The 12,724-nt window shown below is 65.6% G+C and carries 14 protein-coding genes; 6 read left to right on the plus strand and 8 right to left on the minus strand.

Going from position 1 to position 12,724, the window contains the following annotated elements; translation table 11 throughout:
• Positions 1 to 18: 18 nt before the first annotated feature.
• The gene (locus tag AC0L3B_RS06870; protein ID WP_473380207.1) at positions 19 to 630 is read left to right on the plus strand and encodes a gamma-glutamylcyclotransferase; all 612 of its coding nucleotides are present in this window, start codon (positions 19 to 21) and stop codon (positions 628 to 630) included.
• Here the strand turns inward: AC0L3B_RS06870 and AC0L3B_RS06875 are convergent.
• From AC0L3B_RS06875 to ftsE, 4 genes are all read right to left on the minus strand, one after another.
• Positions 627 to 1,400: a lysophospholipid acyltransferase family protein gene (locus AC0L3B_RS06875; protein ID WP_085361285.1), complete on the minus strand. Its 774-nt coding sequence runs from the start codon at positions 1,398 to 1,400 to the stop codon at positions 627 to 629. The genes AC0L3B_RS06870 and AC0L3B_RS06875 overlap by 4 nt on opposite strands.
• Positions 1,401 to 1,433: 33 nt before the next feature.
• Complete coding sequence (locus tag AC0L3B_RS06880; protein WP_473380208.1) at positions 1,434 to 2,138, minus strand: YdcF family protein; 705 nt, start codon at positions 2,136 to 2,138, stop codon at positions 1,434 to 1,436.
• Positions 2,139 to 2,415: 277 nt separating this feature from the next.
• A complete protein-coding gene (locus tag AC0L3B_RS06885; protein WP_007597308.1) occupies positions 2,416 to 3,384 on the minus strand; it encodes a cell division protein FtsX in 969 nt (322 codons plus the stop codon).
• Positions 3,377 to 4,036 (minus strand): cell division ATP-binding protein FtsE, encoded by a 660-nt coding sequence (gene ftsE / locus AC0L3B_RS06890; RefSeq protein WP_008135325.1) that lies wholly within the window; start codon positions 4,034 to 4,036, stop codon positions 3,377 to 3,379. Before ftsE ends, AC0L3B_RS06885 begins: the two co-directional genes overlap by 8 nt.
• A gap of 191 nt (positions 4,037 to 4,227) precedes the next feature.
• On the opposite strand from ftsE, the gene AC0L3B_RS06895 reads away from it, so the two are divergent.
• Both AC0L3B_RS06895 and AC0L3B_RS06900 read left to right on the plus strand, forming a co-directional pair.
• The gene (locus tag AC0L3B_RS06895; RefSeq protein WP_166517694.1) at positions 4,228 to 5,109 is read left to right on the plus strand and encodes an MJ0042-type zinc finger domain-containing protein; all 882 of its coding nucleotides are present in this window, start codon (positions 4,228 to 4,230) and stop codon (positions 5,107 to 5,109) included.
• Between the two features lie 59 nt (positions 5,110 to 5,168).
• A complete protein-coding gene (locus AC0L3B_RS06900) occupies positions 5,169 to 5,543 on the plus strand; it encodes a response regulator (protein ID WP_018453253.1) in 375 nt (124 codons plus the stop codon).
• Between the two features lie 136 nt (positions 5,544 to 5,679).
• On the opposite strand, the gene AC0L3B_RS06905 is transcribed toward AC0L3B_RS06900, so the two are convergent.
• Together AC0L3B_RS06905 and AC0L3B_RS06910 are read right to left on the minus strand one after the other, a co-directional pair.
• Positions 5,680 to 6,843 (minus strand): DUF4175 family protein, encoded by a 1,164-nt coding sequence (locus AC0L3B_RS06905; RefSeq protein WP_085350740.1) that lies wholly within the window; start codon positions 6,841 to 6,843, stop codon positions 5,680 to 5,682.
• Positions 6,831 to 8,777 carry a TIGR02302 family protein gene (locus tag AC0L3B_RS06910; RefSeq protein ID WP_473380209.1) on the minus strand — a complete coding sequence of 649 codons (1,947 nt, stop codon included), beginning with the start codon at positions 8,775 to 8,777 and terminating at the stop codon, positions 6,831 to 6,833. Before AC0L3B_RS06910 ends, AC0L3B_RS06905 begins: the two co-directional genes overlap by 13 nt.
• A gap of 166 nt (positions 8,778 to 8,943) precedes the next feature.
• Here AC0L3B_RS06910 and AC0L3B_RS06915 point away from each other — a divergent pair, with 166 nt between their 5' ends.
• Together AC0L3B_RS06915 and AC0L3B_RS06920 are read left to right on the plus strand one after the other, a co-directional pair.
• Positions 8,944 to 9,327: a carboxymuconolactone decarboxylase family protein gene (locus AC0L3B_RS06915; protein ID WP_007597318.1), complete on the plus strand. Its 384-nt coding sequence runs from the start codon at positions 8,944 to 8,946 to the stop codon at positions 9,325 to 9,327.
• A gap of 217 nt (positions 9,328 to 9,544) precedes the next feature.
• Positions 9,545 to 10,441, plus strand: a complete 897-nt coding sequence (locus AC0L3B_RS06920) for an NAD(P)-dependent oxidoreductase (protein WP_018453250.1) — start codon at positions 9,545 to 9,547, stop codon at positions 10,439 to 10,441.
• Between the two features lie 400 nt (positions 10,442 to 10,841).
• Here the strand turns inward: AC0L3B_RS06920 and AC0L3B_RS06925 are convergent, their stop codons facing one another.
• Both AC0L3B_RS06925 and AC0L3B_RS06930 read right to left on the minus strand, forming a co-directional pair.
• Positions 10,842 to 11,168 (minus strand): DUF1330 domain-containing protein, encoded by a 327-nt coding sequence (locus AC0L3B_RS06925; protein ID WP_018453248.1) that lies wholly within the window; start codon positions 11,166 to 11,168, stop codon positions 10,842 to 10,844.
• Positions 11,169 to 11,299: 131 nt separating this feature from the next.
• A complete protein-coding gene (locus AC0L3B_RS06930; RefSeq protein WP_018453247.1) occupies positions 11,300 to 11,998 on the minus strand; it encodes a winged helix-turn-helix transcriptional regulator in 699 nt (232 codons plus the stop codon).
• A 182-nt stretch (positions 11,999 to 12,180) separates the two neighbouring features.
• Here AC0L3B_RS06930 and AC0L3B_RS06935 point away from each other — a divergent pair, with 182 nt between their 5' ends.
• A complete protein-coding gene (locus tag AC0L3B_RS06935) occupies positions 12,181 to 12,699 on the plus strand; it encodes an SRPBCC family protein (RefSeq protein WP_473380210.1) in 519 nt (172 codons plus the stop codon).
• The last annotated feature ends 25 nt before the right edge of the window (positions 12,700 to 12,724 follow it).

Below are 12,724 nucleotides of genomic sequence, written 5' to 3' on the forward strand. Positions count from 1 at the left end.
CTGGTAGCCGTGCCCGAAATGTCGGAAATCACCCTCCCCTCCGTCACCACAGCCAAAGGCGACCTCTGGGTGTTCGGCTACGGCTCGCTGATGTGGCGGCCGGGTTTCGAATTCGAGGAGCGCGTCCCCGCGCGGCTGGTCGGCGAGCACCGCGCGCTCTGTGTCTATTCCTTCGTCCACCGTGGCACGCCGGAGAAGCCGGGTCTGGTGCTCGGCCTCGACCGCGGCGGCGCCTGCCGCGGCATCGCCTTCCGCGTCGCCGAAAAGAACCGCGCCGACGTCGTCGCCTATCTGCGCGCGCGCGAGCAGGTGACGTCGGTCTATCGCGAAGTCATGCGCTCGGTGTGGCTGGAGAACGATGCGCGGCAGCGCGTCTCCGCGCTCGCCTATGTCGTCGACCGCGGCCATGTGCAATATGCCGGTCGGCTGTCGCTCACCGACCAGCATCGCCACGTGCTCCAGGGCCACGGCCAGTCCGGCGCCAACCGCGACTACGTGACTGCGACGGCGAAGGCGATCGAGGCCGAAGGCTTTCGCGATGCGCAGCTGCATCAGCTTGCCATGATGCTGCATGGTGATGCGCATTCTCCGCACGCGCCGGCTCCGGCGGACGATCGGGAAAACCGCTAGCTCTCCAACGGCGCATAGCTCGGCGCCGAGCCGATCAGCTGCTCCTGCTCCTTGCGGCCCGCTTCGACGAGGCGACCGGTCGCGTCTTCGATCACCGTTTGCACACGGGAGAGATACTCGTCCTTGGGCAAGCCCGGCGGCAGCGGATCGAGGAATTCCACCACCAGCGTGCCGGGATAGCGCATGAAGGTGCGGCGCGGCCAGAACAGGCCGGAATTGAGCGCGATCGGCAGGCACGGCGCGCCGCAGGACGAATAGATCTGCGCGAAGCCGCTCTTGTAGTCCGGTGGCGCGCCCGGGGCGCGGCGCGTGCCTTCGGGAAAGATCACGAGCTGCCCGCCGCTGCGCACCGCCTCCCGCGCCCGCCGCGTCATGTCCAGCAGCGCCTTGACGCCGGCATTGCGGTCGATCGCGATCATCCCGGTCTTGACCAGGAACTGGCCGAACACCGGGATCTGCATGAGCTGACGCTTGAGGATGAAAATCGGACGGTCGAAGAAGCCCGGCAAGACGAACGTCTCCCAGAACGACTGGTGCTTCGCCACAACGACCAATGGTCCCCTCGGGATCTTTTCGAGGCCGCGGAATTCCACCTTGATGTTGCAGACAGCCCGCATCAGAAACAGCGTCGCCTTTGCCCACCATTGCGCGACCGTGAGCATGGCGCGCGGCGGCAATGCGAAGGTCGGCAGCGCCACGATCGCGAGGCACACCAGCACGGTGTAGAACAGCACGTTGAACACGAGCGATCGCAGGAAAATCAAGAACATCGAGGATCCGATCAATTGCCGATCAGTTGCCGATCAATTGGCCTGTGCGGTGGCGGGCCGCTTCGCCTGCAGCCCGGAAGGCTGCTCCGACATCTCGGGCGAAAGGTCAATCCCGAAATCCTCCAGCCGCACCCTGACCTCCGCCGCGATATACTTGATATATTCCGACAGCAGCAGCCGCAAAGTGGACGCCGAGGTCCACCACGGCTCGTCGCGCCATTTGTCGCCGACCACCACGAACGGGATCAGTGTCGCCTCCGGCATCGCATGCGAGAATTCCACCAGCGCGCGCGGCATATGATAGTTCGAGGTGACCACGATCAGCGATTTGAAGCCGCGTCCCGCGGCCCAGCGCCGCGCTTCCGCGGCATTGCCGCGGGTCGAGACCGCGGTGCGGTCGAGATCGACGCAGCAACGCATAAAAGACTGGTTCTCCGGCAGCGTCCGGGAGATGTCGCTCGCCGTCGAGGTCGGGTGTACGCCGGAGATCAGGAGCCTCCTGCCGTAGCCGGCAGCGAGCAGCTCCATCGCATCCGACACCCGCGAGGAGCCGCCGGTGAGCACCACGATGCCGTCCGCCTTGCGGTCCGGCGCGATCTCGGCGCCGCGCAATTGCGACAGAAACGCAATAAAGCCCGCCGCCGCGCCGACGAAGGCGAGCGCAATCGTCGACATCACGGCCGCGCGCAGCCACCCGCGCGGCAGTTTCGGCGATCGATCGGCGGTCGGCGCGCTCATGCGATGTCGGTGATCCCTTCCCAGAGGTGATTTTAGGACGTTTTGAGGCGAAGTGGAGTCCGGTTTGTCGGCCTCAAACTATGTGGCGAAGCGCTGGGGCCGCGAACCAGACTTCCCCTCTCCCCTTGTGGGAGAGGGTGGCTCGCCGCGATAGCGGCGAGACGGGTGAGGGGTATGTCTCCGCGAACTCGCCTCGACGTTCGTGCACGTGGATAGAACCCCTCATCCGGCGCTTCGCGCCACCTTCTCCCACAAGGGGAGAAGGAAGAAAACCATCTCAATCGACATCATTCAGCGTCGCGAACAGCGTCTGGCGCGAGGCGACCGCGGTGATGGCGCCGATCAGCACGGCCTGCACCGCGAGCACGATGTAGCCGGATGGCCGCAGCGAGAAGGTGCCGAGCAGCGCGGCGAACTGGTCGCCGACGGGAGTACCCGAAAACCAGCCTGCAATCGACTCGGAGAAGCCGAACACCAGCATGGCGGCGCCGCCGCCGATCACGCCGCCCTCCAGCCCCAGCCTGAGGAAATGACGCAGGAAGCGGTTGGCGATGTAGCGGTCGCCGGCGCCGACGAAATGCAGCACCTCGACGATCGGACGGTTCGCCGCCATGGCGCCGCGGGTTGCGAACGACACCGAGATGATGGTGGCGACGATGACGAGCGCGAGGATGCCGAGACCGGCGAGCACGGTGGCGTTGGTCATCGAGCGCATGCGCTCGATCCAGGCGCGGTGATCGTCGACGCTGGCGCTTGGCGCCACCTGGGTCACGCGGGCGCGCAAGGCGCCGAGATCGAGCGCCGTGCCGGGCTGCACGCGCGCGATGATCATGCGCGGGACCGGCAGATCGTCCATCGACAGCCCGGTGCCGAGCCAGGGCTCGAGTAGCTTGCCGCTCTCGTCCTTCGTGAACGGCTTGACCTCGACGATGCCGGCTTGCGCGCGCATGGCCTCGGTCACCGCCGCGGTGTCGCGTTCGAGATCGCGGCCCGTCTGCGGCCGGACCTGAATGGTGATCTCGCTCGCGACATCCGACTGCCATTCGGCGGCGGAGGCGCTCACCAGCAGCACCGTGCCGGTCGTCATCGAGGCCAGGAAGGTCATGATGGCGACAACGGCGACCAGCGCGCGGCCGTGGATCGAGGCGCGCGGCACGATCGGCGACATATTGCGCGCCCGGGCCGGAAGCGGCGGCCCCTCCTGCCCGAGATCGACCAGCACGCCGCGCTCGTCGGGCCTATTCATAGACGTGCAGCCGTCCCTGGTGCAGCACGAAGCGTCGCGCCTCGTACTGGTCCATCAGGGCGATATCGTGGGTGGCGATGATGACGGCGGTGCCTGACTTGTTGAGCTCGATGAACAGCCGCAGCAGGCGGCGGCCGAGCGTCGGATCGACGCTGCCGGTTGGCTCGTCGGCCAGCAGCAGCTGCGGCCGCGAGATCACGGCGCGCGCGATTGCCGCGCGCTGCTTTTCGCCGCCGGACAGGATCGGCGGCAGCGCGTCCATGCGCTCGCCGAGCCCAACCCATTTCAGGAGATCGATGACCTCCTTGCGGTAGCTCGATTCGCTGCGGCCCATCACGCGGAACGGCAGCGCCACGTTTTCATAGGTCGTCATGTGATCGAGCAGGCGGAAATCCTGGAGCACGATGCCGATGCGCTTGCGCAAGTCTGCGATCTCGTCCTTGCCGAGCTGCGAGATGTCGTGACCGAACAAGTTGACGAGCCCCCGCGTCGGGCGATGCGAGAGGAACAACAGGCGCAGCAACGAGGTCTTGCCGGCGCCGGACGGGCCGGTGAGGAACTGGAAGGAATGCGCCGGGATCTGGAAGTTGAGGTCGCGCAGGACCTCGGGCCCCAGGCCGTAACGCAATCCGACATTTTCGAACCGAACCAAGCTCAGCTCCGTTCGAGAGAGGCCGCGGGCCGCACGGCTGTGCTCCGCCACACGCGATCCGCGGGTTTTGCGGCCGTTATGGTTTCCGGTTCGTTAACGGTCGTCCTGTAGCATAATTGGTAGCATCTTTCCGTCTCGGTTCTCCACGACCGTGTCACGGTCAAGACTTGTCCATGCATCAAGGCTCGTCCATGCATATCGTCTGCCCTCATTGTACGACATCCTACGCCATCAAGCCCGCGAGCCTTGGGGCGAACGGCCGGACCGTGCGCTGTTCCCGTTGCAAGGAAACGTGGGTCGCCCATGCCGAGGATGCCATCGAGGAGGCATCTGTGCCGGCCATGGCCGCGGCCAGCCGGGCCGACGACCAGGCCGATCTCGCCGAGCAATGGAACTCCTATGCCCAGGACGACGGAGCCGCTGACGCGCCTGTCGTTGACAGCCCCTCGATCGCCAGCGACTGGCCGGACCAGGAAGCCGCCGACACCGAGGACGAATGGTCCGCGGCCGCCCGATCCGTTGAGGAGGAAGTCGGCGGCGAACAGCACCAGTCCTGGTTCCGTGGCCTGTTCGGCCGTCGCCGCGGCGCGCGAGTGCGCCGTCCGGAGGCCACGGCGGCCCCGCGAAAATCCCATTTCGGCCTGCCGACCGCCTGCGCCGCCATGGGCGCGCTGGTCCTGGCGCTGGTGATCTGGCGCGGCGACATGGTGCGGCTGCTGCCGCAGACGGCAGCCTTCTACAGGATGGTTGGCCTCGAAGTTAACCTGCGCGCACTCGCCTTCAAGGACGTCAAGCTCTCCAGCGAGACAGTAGACGGTAAGCAGGTGCTGGTGATCGAGGGCGTGATCGTGGGACAGGGCAAGAAGCCGCTCGACATTCCCCGCTTGCGCTTCGCAGTGCGCGACGCGCAAGGCGCGGAAATCTACGCCTGGAACGCCGTTCTGGAACAGACCGTGCTACAGCCCGGCGAGCGCGCCTTCTTCCGCTCGCGCCTGGCCTCGCCGCCGCCGGAGGGCCGCAATATCGACGTTCGCTTCTTCAACCGGCGCGACATCGCCGGCGGCAGCGTATAATCGATTTCGCAGGTCTCGCAGGCAAAGTTGGTGGTGAGATTGATCCCAAGGTTGGTCTCATGTCCAAGATCCTGATCGCCGACGACGAGGATTCGATGCGCCAGCTGGTGGCGCGCGCCATCGCCATGGACGGCCACGAGATCGTCACCGCGCAAGACGGCGCCGAGGCGCTGGAGATCCTCACGCGCGCGGACGGCAGGTTCGACCTGCTGCTCACCGACATCCAGATGCCGGTGATGGACGGCATCGCGCTGGCGCTTTCCGTCGCACGCGATTTCCCCGATTTGACCATTCTGCTGATGACCGGCTTTGCCGACCAGCGCGAGCGCGCCTCGAACCTCAATGCGCTGGTGCATGACGTCGTGACCAAGCCGTTCTCGGTCGCCGACATCCGCACGGCGGTGGCGGACGCGCTGGCGGCGAAGAAGGGATAGCGGCGTCGGGGCGCCACGTATTCCGCTGTCATGCCCCGGCTTGACCGGGGCATCCAGTACGCCGCAGCCTCTCGATTGAATCACAACCGTGTCGGAGTACTGGATCGCCCGGTCAAGCCGGGCAATGACAGAGAACTCAAAAATCCTTCAGCAGCCGCTCGATGTAATCGAGCTCGATCTGCGGGCGCGAGCTGTCCCCCAAGCGGCGGCGGAGCTCCTCGAGGATGCGGCGGACGCGCTGGGCGTCGATCTCGCCGGGGATCTTGACCGTGTAGTCGTCGCTCAGATCGCGGCCGTGAAGTGGGCGACCGAGCGGATCGGTCTGATTGCCGCCGCTCTGCTGACGGCCGGGCCGGTTGCCGGGGCCATCGCCCTGCCCGTCGCCATCGCCCTGCTGCATCGCCTCGGCCATCTTCTGCGCGCCCTTGCGCAAGGCCTCGAGAGCTTTCCCCTGCGAGTCCACGGCACCATCCGAATTGCCTTCGCCGAGCTGCGAGCCGGCATCGCCCATGGCCCCGTCGGCGGCGTCCAGACTGCCGTCGTCATCGCCCTGGTCACCGTCCTGATCGCCATCCTGGCCCGGCTGTCCCTGCTCGCCCTGCTGACCCTTTTGCCCCTTCTGGCCCTGGCTCTTCTGGCCCTTTTGCCCCTTCTGCGTGAGGCCGCGCTTGGCGAGCTCGTCCTGCAGCTTCTTCAGGCGGTCGCGCAGCGACTGCTGATCCTGCTGGAGATCCGACATCGACTGGTCGCCCTGCTGCTTGCCGCGCGAGCGCTCACGCCGGGAATCCTGCCCCTGCTTGAAAGTCTTGTCGCGCAATTGCTGCTGCTTGCGGATCATGTCGCTGAGCTCGTTGAGCGCCTGCTCCATGTCGCTGTCGCCGGATTGCCCGGGCTGCGCCATCTGGAGGTTTTCCATGATCTGCGCGAGCTGCTCGAGCAGGCGCTGGGCCGCCTCGCGATTGCCTTCCTTCGCGGCCTTCTCGATCTGCTTCAACAGCTCGTCGAGATCGCGTTGCGTGATGACGGAACGATCGCGATTGGAGGATTGGCTCTTTTCCGTCGCGCGCTTGTAGTCCTCGAGCTTCTGAATCGCATCGGATTGATTGTTCAGGCTCCGTCCGGACTCCTTTTGCCTGAGGCTGTCGCCGGACTCCTGCATCGCCTTTTCCGCGCTATCGAGCAGCGCATCGGGATCCTGGTCCTGCTGGGCCGAGACGGCAGCGGGGAAGCCTCCCAGGAGGAGGGCAAGACAGGCGATCGAGATCGCCTTCACGACTGGCACGCGCGCTAGCTTCCGCATTTCCGGTCCCGCGTAAACTGATTGGCGCCGTCCTCGCCCCCCTTCGCCCGGCTGTTCGCCGACTTCCGATAGGCCTGCAGCTGCTGGCGCAAGACGTCCTGCTGCTGCGCCAGCTCTTCGAGCTGCTCGGGCTTGGCATGCTGGGTCTTCTGTCGCAGCTCGACCGCCTTGTCGAGGATGAGCTGAACCTCTGCCGGGAAAGGCTGCCGGGGTCCAAGCGGATTCTGCTCGGCGCGCCGGGCGAGATCGCGCACCTTGCCGGCCATCGCCTCGCGAAGCTTTTGCGTCAGCGCTTTGATCTCGTCCTCGCTGGCGCCGCGTTCCAGCGCCCGCTTGAGCGCGTCCTGAGCCGAGCGCAGCGCGGCGTTGACGCTGCCGGCGACACCGTCGTCCTCGATGGTGACCGCGAACGCCCACATGCTTCCCACTACATCGCGCAGCGCGTCGTCGGTGCGGGCGGCTTCCAGCTGCAGCGCCAGACTGCGCAGGCCGAGATAGCAGCCCGCATCCGGCGTGAACAATTCGGGTGCGATCATCAGCGCGTCGAGCGCGGCGTAGACATCCGAATTCTTGTTGGCGTCGAGCGCCAGGATGCGGCGCTGCTCGACCAGCGCGCGCGCGAGCAAGTTGGTGAACAGCCGCTCGGGCAGGCGCATGTTGAAGGGCTCGCTCTTGGCCTCGTTGCCGGCCTCGTCCTTGGCGGTGAGGGTCAGCGTGACATCGGCACCGGCATAGGGATCCTCGCTGAGGTCCTTCACCGTCTGACCGACGCCGTTGCGGGTGCGCGCATTCGGCAGCACGAGCGGGAATTGCGGCGGCTGGAATAGCGGCCGCGCGGCGGCCTTGGTGTCGGCCTCCTTGCTGCCATCCTTGACACCATCTTTGGTATCGGCGGCACGCAGGCCGATTTGCGCATCGGCGCCGGTGACGCCGTAATCGTCCTCGATCTTGTAGGTGAGCTGGAGTCCGCCACGGGCCTGGCGCTCGGGATCCTTGGCCAGCGCGATCGTCGGCGCGCGGTCCGGCGTTGCCGCAAACGCCCATTGCGGCTGGCCGGAGGGCGCGCGGACATGCGCGGTGCCGTCGCCGCTGATGGCAAAATGCTTCTCGTTGGTGCCCTTGGGCGCGGCTTCGGTGGGCGCTACTTCCTTGAGGCCGCCGGAGACGACAACATCAAGGCTGCCGCCGGAGGAGCGAACGATCAGGGTCGAGCCGGCGGGAACGGCAAGCGGACCGCTGGCCGGCAGCGCGGCGGCCTCCTTGTTCGCGGCCGACAGAATGACCGGCGGCTTGCCGGTGTAGAGCGGCGGCGTGACCCAGGCATCGACGCGAACATTCGTCGGGGCCAGCACGCCGTTCCAGTGGAAGGCGGCCCCGAGCCGCATCGCACGCTCGTCGCCGGCAGCGAAGAAGGTCGCAACCAGCATCACCATGACCGGCGCGCGCAGCGCCCAGGGATCATGCAGAGCGAGCCGGGGCTTCGGCAGACCGGCGCGGATGCGCTTGATCGAAGCCAGCGTGCGCTCACGCTGCGCCCGCCACAAGGCCTGCGCAACCGGGTCCTGCGAGCTCAGCGTGTCCGTCAGCGTGGTGGCCGGCCGGTGACGGATGCCGGAGTCGCGGTCGAGTCGGGCCAGCGCCTCCTCGCGGCTCGGCCAGCGGAAGCGACTCAACGGGAACAGGGTGACAATCGCGACGCCGGCGAAAACGACGAGACCGATGGCGCGGGCAATGGACGGCAGCGCCAGCCAGAGGCCGGCCCAGGACACCACCAGGAACAGACCGACGACGGTGAGGAGCCGCGCCAAATTTGGCCAGGCACGCTCCCACGCGATGGCATAAGTGGCCCGCTGCAGGGCTTGCGCCAGCTTCAGCCGCGACAGAGCGTCGCCATCGCGGATCGGGTCTGACGGGTCGGGGGTGACGCCGTTCAATCAACTCTCCAGGTTGCCCGGTAGAGAAGCGTACCACAACGGCAGCACTGAGGCATCCGTTCCTGTACGGGAGACACCCCTTTTCCCGCATAACACGAGGACGTGACTGGCCCGCCGCAACCCCGTAATTTCCGCGCCGACAGCCAAGGAAAACGAAGGAAACACCATGGACAAGAAGATGCACGACAAGGGCCTGGAAGTCCGCAAAGCAGTGTTGGGCGAGGCCTATGTCAACAACGCCCTGAAGACCGTCGACGACTTCAACCGTCCGTTCCAGGAGATGCTCAACGAATATTGCTGGGGCACGGTGTGGGGCCGCGAGGAGCTGCCGCGCAAGACCCGCAGCATGCTCAACATCGCGATGATCGCGATCCTCAATCGTCAGCACGAATTCCGCGCGCATCTGAAGGGTGCACTCACCAACGGCGTCAGCCGCGACGAGATCCGCGAGATCCTGATGCAGGTCGCAATCTATGGCGGCATGCCGGCCGCGGTTGACAGTTTTCGAATCGCGCGCGAGGTGTTCGCGGAGATCGACGGCAAGGCGTGAGGGGTGCCTGCGTGAAGGACGGGGACGCGACGTCCCCATGTCGTCCTGGCGAAAGCCGGACCCATAGCCACTGGCAGGTGTGGTTACGGGCACTCGGAGTTGCCACTTCGCGCCAAAACGTCTCCCTGGGGTAATGGGTCCTGGCTTTCGCCAGGAAGACACCGAGGATGGATACGGGCCGATCAACAACAACGAATAATCACCACAAGGAAACACCATGGACATCGGATTCATCGGCCTCGGAAATATGGGTTTCCCGATGGCACGGCGGCTGATCGAGGCCGGCCACCGGCTCGTCGTATTCGACACGCGCCAGGAGGTCGTCGACAAGCTGGTGGCGCGCGGCGCCACTGCGGCGACGTCGCCGAAGGACGTCGCCGACCAGGTCGAGACCGTCATGGCGAGCCTGCCTTCGCTGCAGGCTTCGCTCGCGGTTGCGACGGGGCCGAACGGCGTGATCGAGGGAAGCCGCGTCAAACGCTTCGTCGATCTCTCCACCGTCGGCTCAGCGATGGCGGTGAAGATTCACGGCCTGCTCGCCAAGCATGACATCGTGCAGATCGATTGCCCAGTTTCCGGCGGCGTCGGCGGCGCCGAGAAAGGCACTCTCGCGGTAATGGTCTCGGGGCCGAAGACCGAGTTCGAGCTGCTCAAGCCCGCGCTCGACGTCATCGGGAAAGTGTTCTTCATTGGCGAGAAGCCCGGCGCGGCGCAGACCATGAAGCTCGCCAACAACTTCTTGTCGGCCACCGCGATCGTGGCGACCTCGGAAGCGGTGGTGATGGGCGTCAAGGCGGGGCTCGATCCCGCCGTGATGATCGACGTCATCAATGCCGGCTCCGGCATGAACACCGCGAGCCGCGACAAGTTTCCGCGCTCGGTGCTGCCGCGCAGCTTCGACTTCGGCTTCGCCACGGGATTGATGGTGAAGGACGTGCGGCTGGCGCTGGAGGAGATGAAGCAGCTCGGCCTGTCGATGGAAGTCGCGGAGGCGGTCTGCCGGTTGTGGGAGACGGTCATCAGCACGGAAGGCGCCGAGTCCGACTTCACCGCGGCGATCAAGCCGATCGAGAAGAGGGCGGGCGTTGTGGTGGGCGGCAGGCCACCCGGCTAGCGCCAACACGACAGCGCAGCGCCGACGACCGGCGCTGCGCTGTCCTCCTTGGATCGATCTGCTACGAGCGGCGTCTGCCAAGTTCCGGAAGGTCGATCGGCTGCTCCAGTTGCAGGGAGGCCGAGCCCCCGCTGCATTTGATATACTTCTCGTCGCACCTGCGCATGCACCGTCTCTCGCTCGAGCATTTCGCATAGGTATTGTTGCAGCTGACCCACGTAATGTCGCACCGTGTGACCCGGGCCGACGCGACGCCGGAGAGTCCGAGCACGAAGGCCACGCTGCAAGCTACGAAAAGCATGCGAAGCAGGCCGGCGCCGGCGAGTGAATCGTTCATTCGATCTCCTGTGTTGGCCGGGCACGTCTGCGCCTGCGGCCGGGTTTTTGACGAAGACGCAGTTCAAGCCTTGGCGAGATAGGGGATCGTGCCGGCCAAGTCCGTATCGTCGATCAACTGGAAGCGGCTCTCGCTGCCGCCCCTGCGCGCTGCCGCGAATCGGCCGTAGGCGGGATCAGTAACGAAGGACTCCGCCGCTTTCGCCGTGGGAAAAGACATGATCGCGATCAGCGATGTGTCGAGAGGGGCACCTTCAAGAGTTTTCACATTGCCGCTGCGGGAAAGATACTTGCCGCCATGCTTGTGCACCAGCTCGTGGACGGACGCGGCGTAGTCCGGCACCCACTTTCCGTCAGTCACTTTGATGTCCGCGATCAGATACGCTGTCATGTCGTGTCTCCTGGCTCGAGTTCAGCTCCGCGTTGAAGGGCGGGCATCACTTGGTGCCAGAACACGGCGCGGACTTGCCAGTACGGGAACTGTAGCGGGGCGATACAAATACTGAATTGCGCCGCCCTGGATCAGCTCGCCAGCTTGCGTTCCTTGGCGAACGGGCTAAGGCCGAGCCAACTTTGCATGGCCGCGGCAAGCTGCCGATCGCCGGTGAGTAGCATCCGCCGGCTTGCGGCGGCCGCCCGCACGGAATCGAGTCCCATCCAGATCGCCGTCATGGTGCGCAGATCAACCGACACGTAAAGGTCAACGTCGAAACCGGGATCAATCGAGCAGAGGTCGACACTGTCGTCGGGATCGACGATCAGCCACCACAATCGCTGCGTCGAAGGTAATTCCGGATACGCGAACTGCAGCACGCTGCGGCGGGTCGGCATCGGCGTCGTGTTCAAATTCCGCCGCATGTCCCACATCAACAGCTGGACATCGAGATGCTGAAGCGACAGATCCGACTCGATGCGGCGCTGGCCCCAGATGCCGAACGCCTCGACGATGGGGCCGAGTTCGCGTCCGGAAGCGGTCAGCTGATACTCGATCACGCCGCGCTCGGAAGCCGACGGCTGGCGGATGATGATGCCTGCAGCTTCGAGTTCCTTGAGGCGCTGGGAAAGCAGCGCAGGCGACATGCGGGGAACGCCGCGGCGCAACTCGTTGAACCGGGTCGAGCCGGCGACGAGTTCACGTAGCAGCACGACGGTCCAGCGCGTGCACAATATCTCGGCCGCCATCGCGACCGGACAGAACTGCCTGTAGCTGCCGATGGTCATGCGCGCCTCCGTGACAAGCGAAGGCGCAACCTTAGGGCCGCGGCGCGCGGCTTCCTAGTTCAGTTTCTGTATCAGCAGCGATTCATTCTCTGAACTGGCCGCGGACCGTGGTGAGCGTCTATTCGACCGGCATTGGCAAGCCGGCCGCCGCAATCGCGGCCCGCCGGACACAGGAGATCACAATGAAGAAATACGATTCAACGGCTTCCAGATTGCTCGTTTCGGTTCGCAGCGCCGCGATTTGCACCCTCGGCCTGGGCGTCGGCGTCATGCCGGCGTCCGCCGCCAATCTGACGAGGAGCATCGAGGTCAGCAGTGCTGCGGCCGAGGTGTGGTCCGTCATCGGGCCGTTCTGCGCGATCAAGGATTGGCTGCCGCCGGTGGGGCAGTGCATTGCGGACGGCAAGTCGCCGCCAACCCGGACGCTCGTCACCAGGGACGGCAAGGCCTCGTTCGTGGAGACGCAGACTGCGCGGAACGACAAAGACTACAGCTATTCCTACGCGTTCCTGTCGAGCCCACTGCCGGTGAGCCAGTACAAGTCGACCATCAAGGTCACGGCAACGGGTGAAGGCGCATCGGTGGTGACATGGACCGGCATCTACACGCCCGACCCGGGGCGGGAGAAGGAAGCGGTCGATGCCCTCGGCGGCGTCTATGATTCCGGCCTCGCCGCAATCAGGGACCGGTTCAAGAAGTAGGGTCAATGCAGCGATGGGCGCAGCG

Source organism: Bradyrhizobium sp. Kon56 (assembly GCF_055807635.1).

Bases quoted from the DNA above. Each gene is read 5' to 3' on its own strand.
- AC0L3B_RS06880 (WP_473380208.1), bottom strand. From the start codon at position 2,138: ATGAGCGCGCCGACCGCCGATCGATCGCCGAAACTGCCGCGCGGGTGG.
- AC0L3B_RS06930 (WP_018453247.1), bottom strand. From the start codon at position 11,998: ATGACCATCGGCAGCTACAGGCAGTTCTGTCCGGTCGCGATGGCGGCC.
- AC0L3B_RS06925 (WP_018453248.1), bottom strand. From the start codon at position 11,168: ATGACAGCGTATCTGATCGCGGACATCAAAGTGACTGACGGAAAGTGG.
- AC0L3B_RS06885 (WP_007597308.1), bottom strand. From the start codon at position 3,384: ATGAATAGGCCCGACGAGCGCGGCGTGCTGGTCGATCTCGGGCAGGAG.
- AC0L3B_RS06870 (WP_473380207.1), top strand. From the start codon at position 19: ATGTCGGAAATCACCCTCCCCTCCGTCACCACAGCCAAAGGCGACCTC.
- AC0L3B_RS06935 (WP_473380210.1), top strand. From the start codon at position 12,181: ATGAAGAAATACGATTCAACGGCTTCCAGATTGCTCGTTTCGGTTCGC.
- AC0L3B_RS06920 (WP_018453250.1), top strand. From the start codon at position 9,545: ATGGACATCGGATTCATCGGCCTCGGAAATATGGGTTTCCCGATGGCA.
- AC0L3B_RS06895 (WP_166517694.1), top strand. From the start codon at position 4,228: ATGCATATCGTCTGCCCTCATTGTACGACATCCTACGCCATCAAGCCC.
- AC0L3B_RS06915 (WP_007597318.1), top strand. From the start codon at position 8,944: ATGGACAAGAAGATGCACGACAAGGGCCTGGAAGTCCGCAAAGCAGTG.
- AC0L3B_RS06875 (WP_085361285.1), bottom strand. From the start codon at position 1,400: ATGTTCTTGATTTTCCTGCGATCGCTCGTGTTCAACGTGCTGTTCTAC.
- AC0L3B_RS06905 (WP_085350740.1), bottom strand. From the start codon at position 6,843: ATGCGGAAGCTAGCGCGCGTGCCAGTCGTGAAGGCGATCTCGATCGCC.
- AC0L3B_RS06900 (WP_018453253.1), top strand. From the start codon at position 5,169: ATGTCCAAGATCCTGATCGCCGACGACGAGGATTCGATGCGCCAGCTG.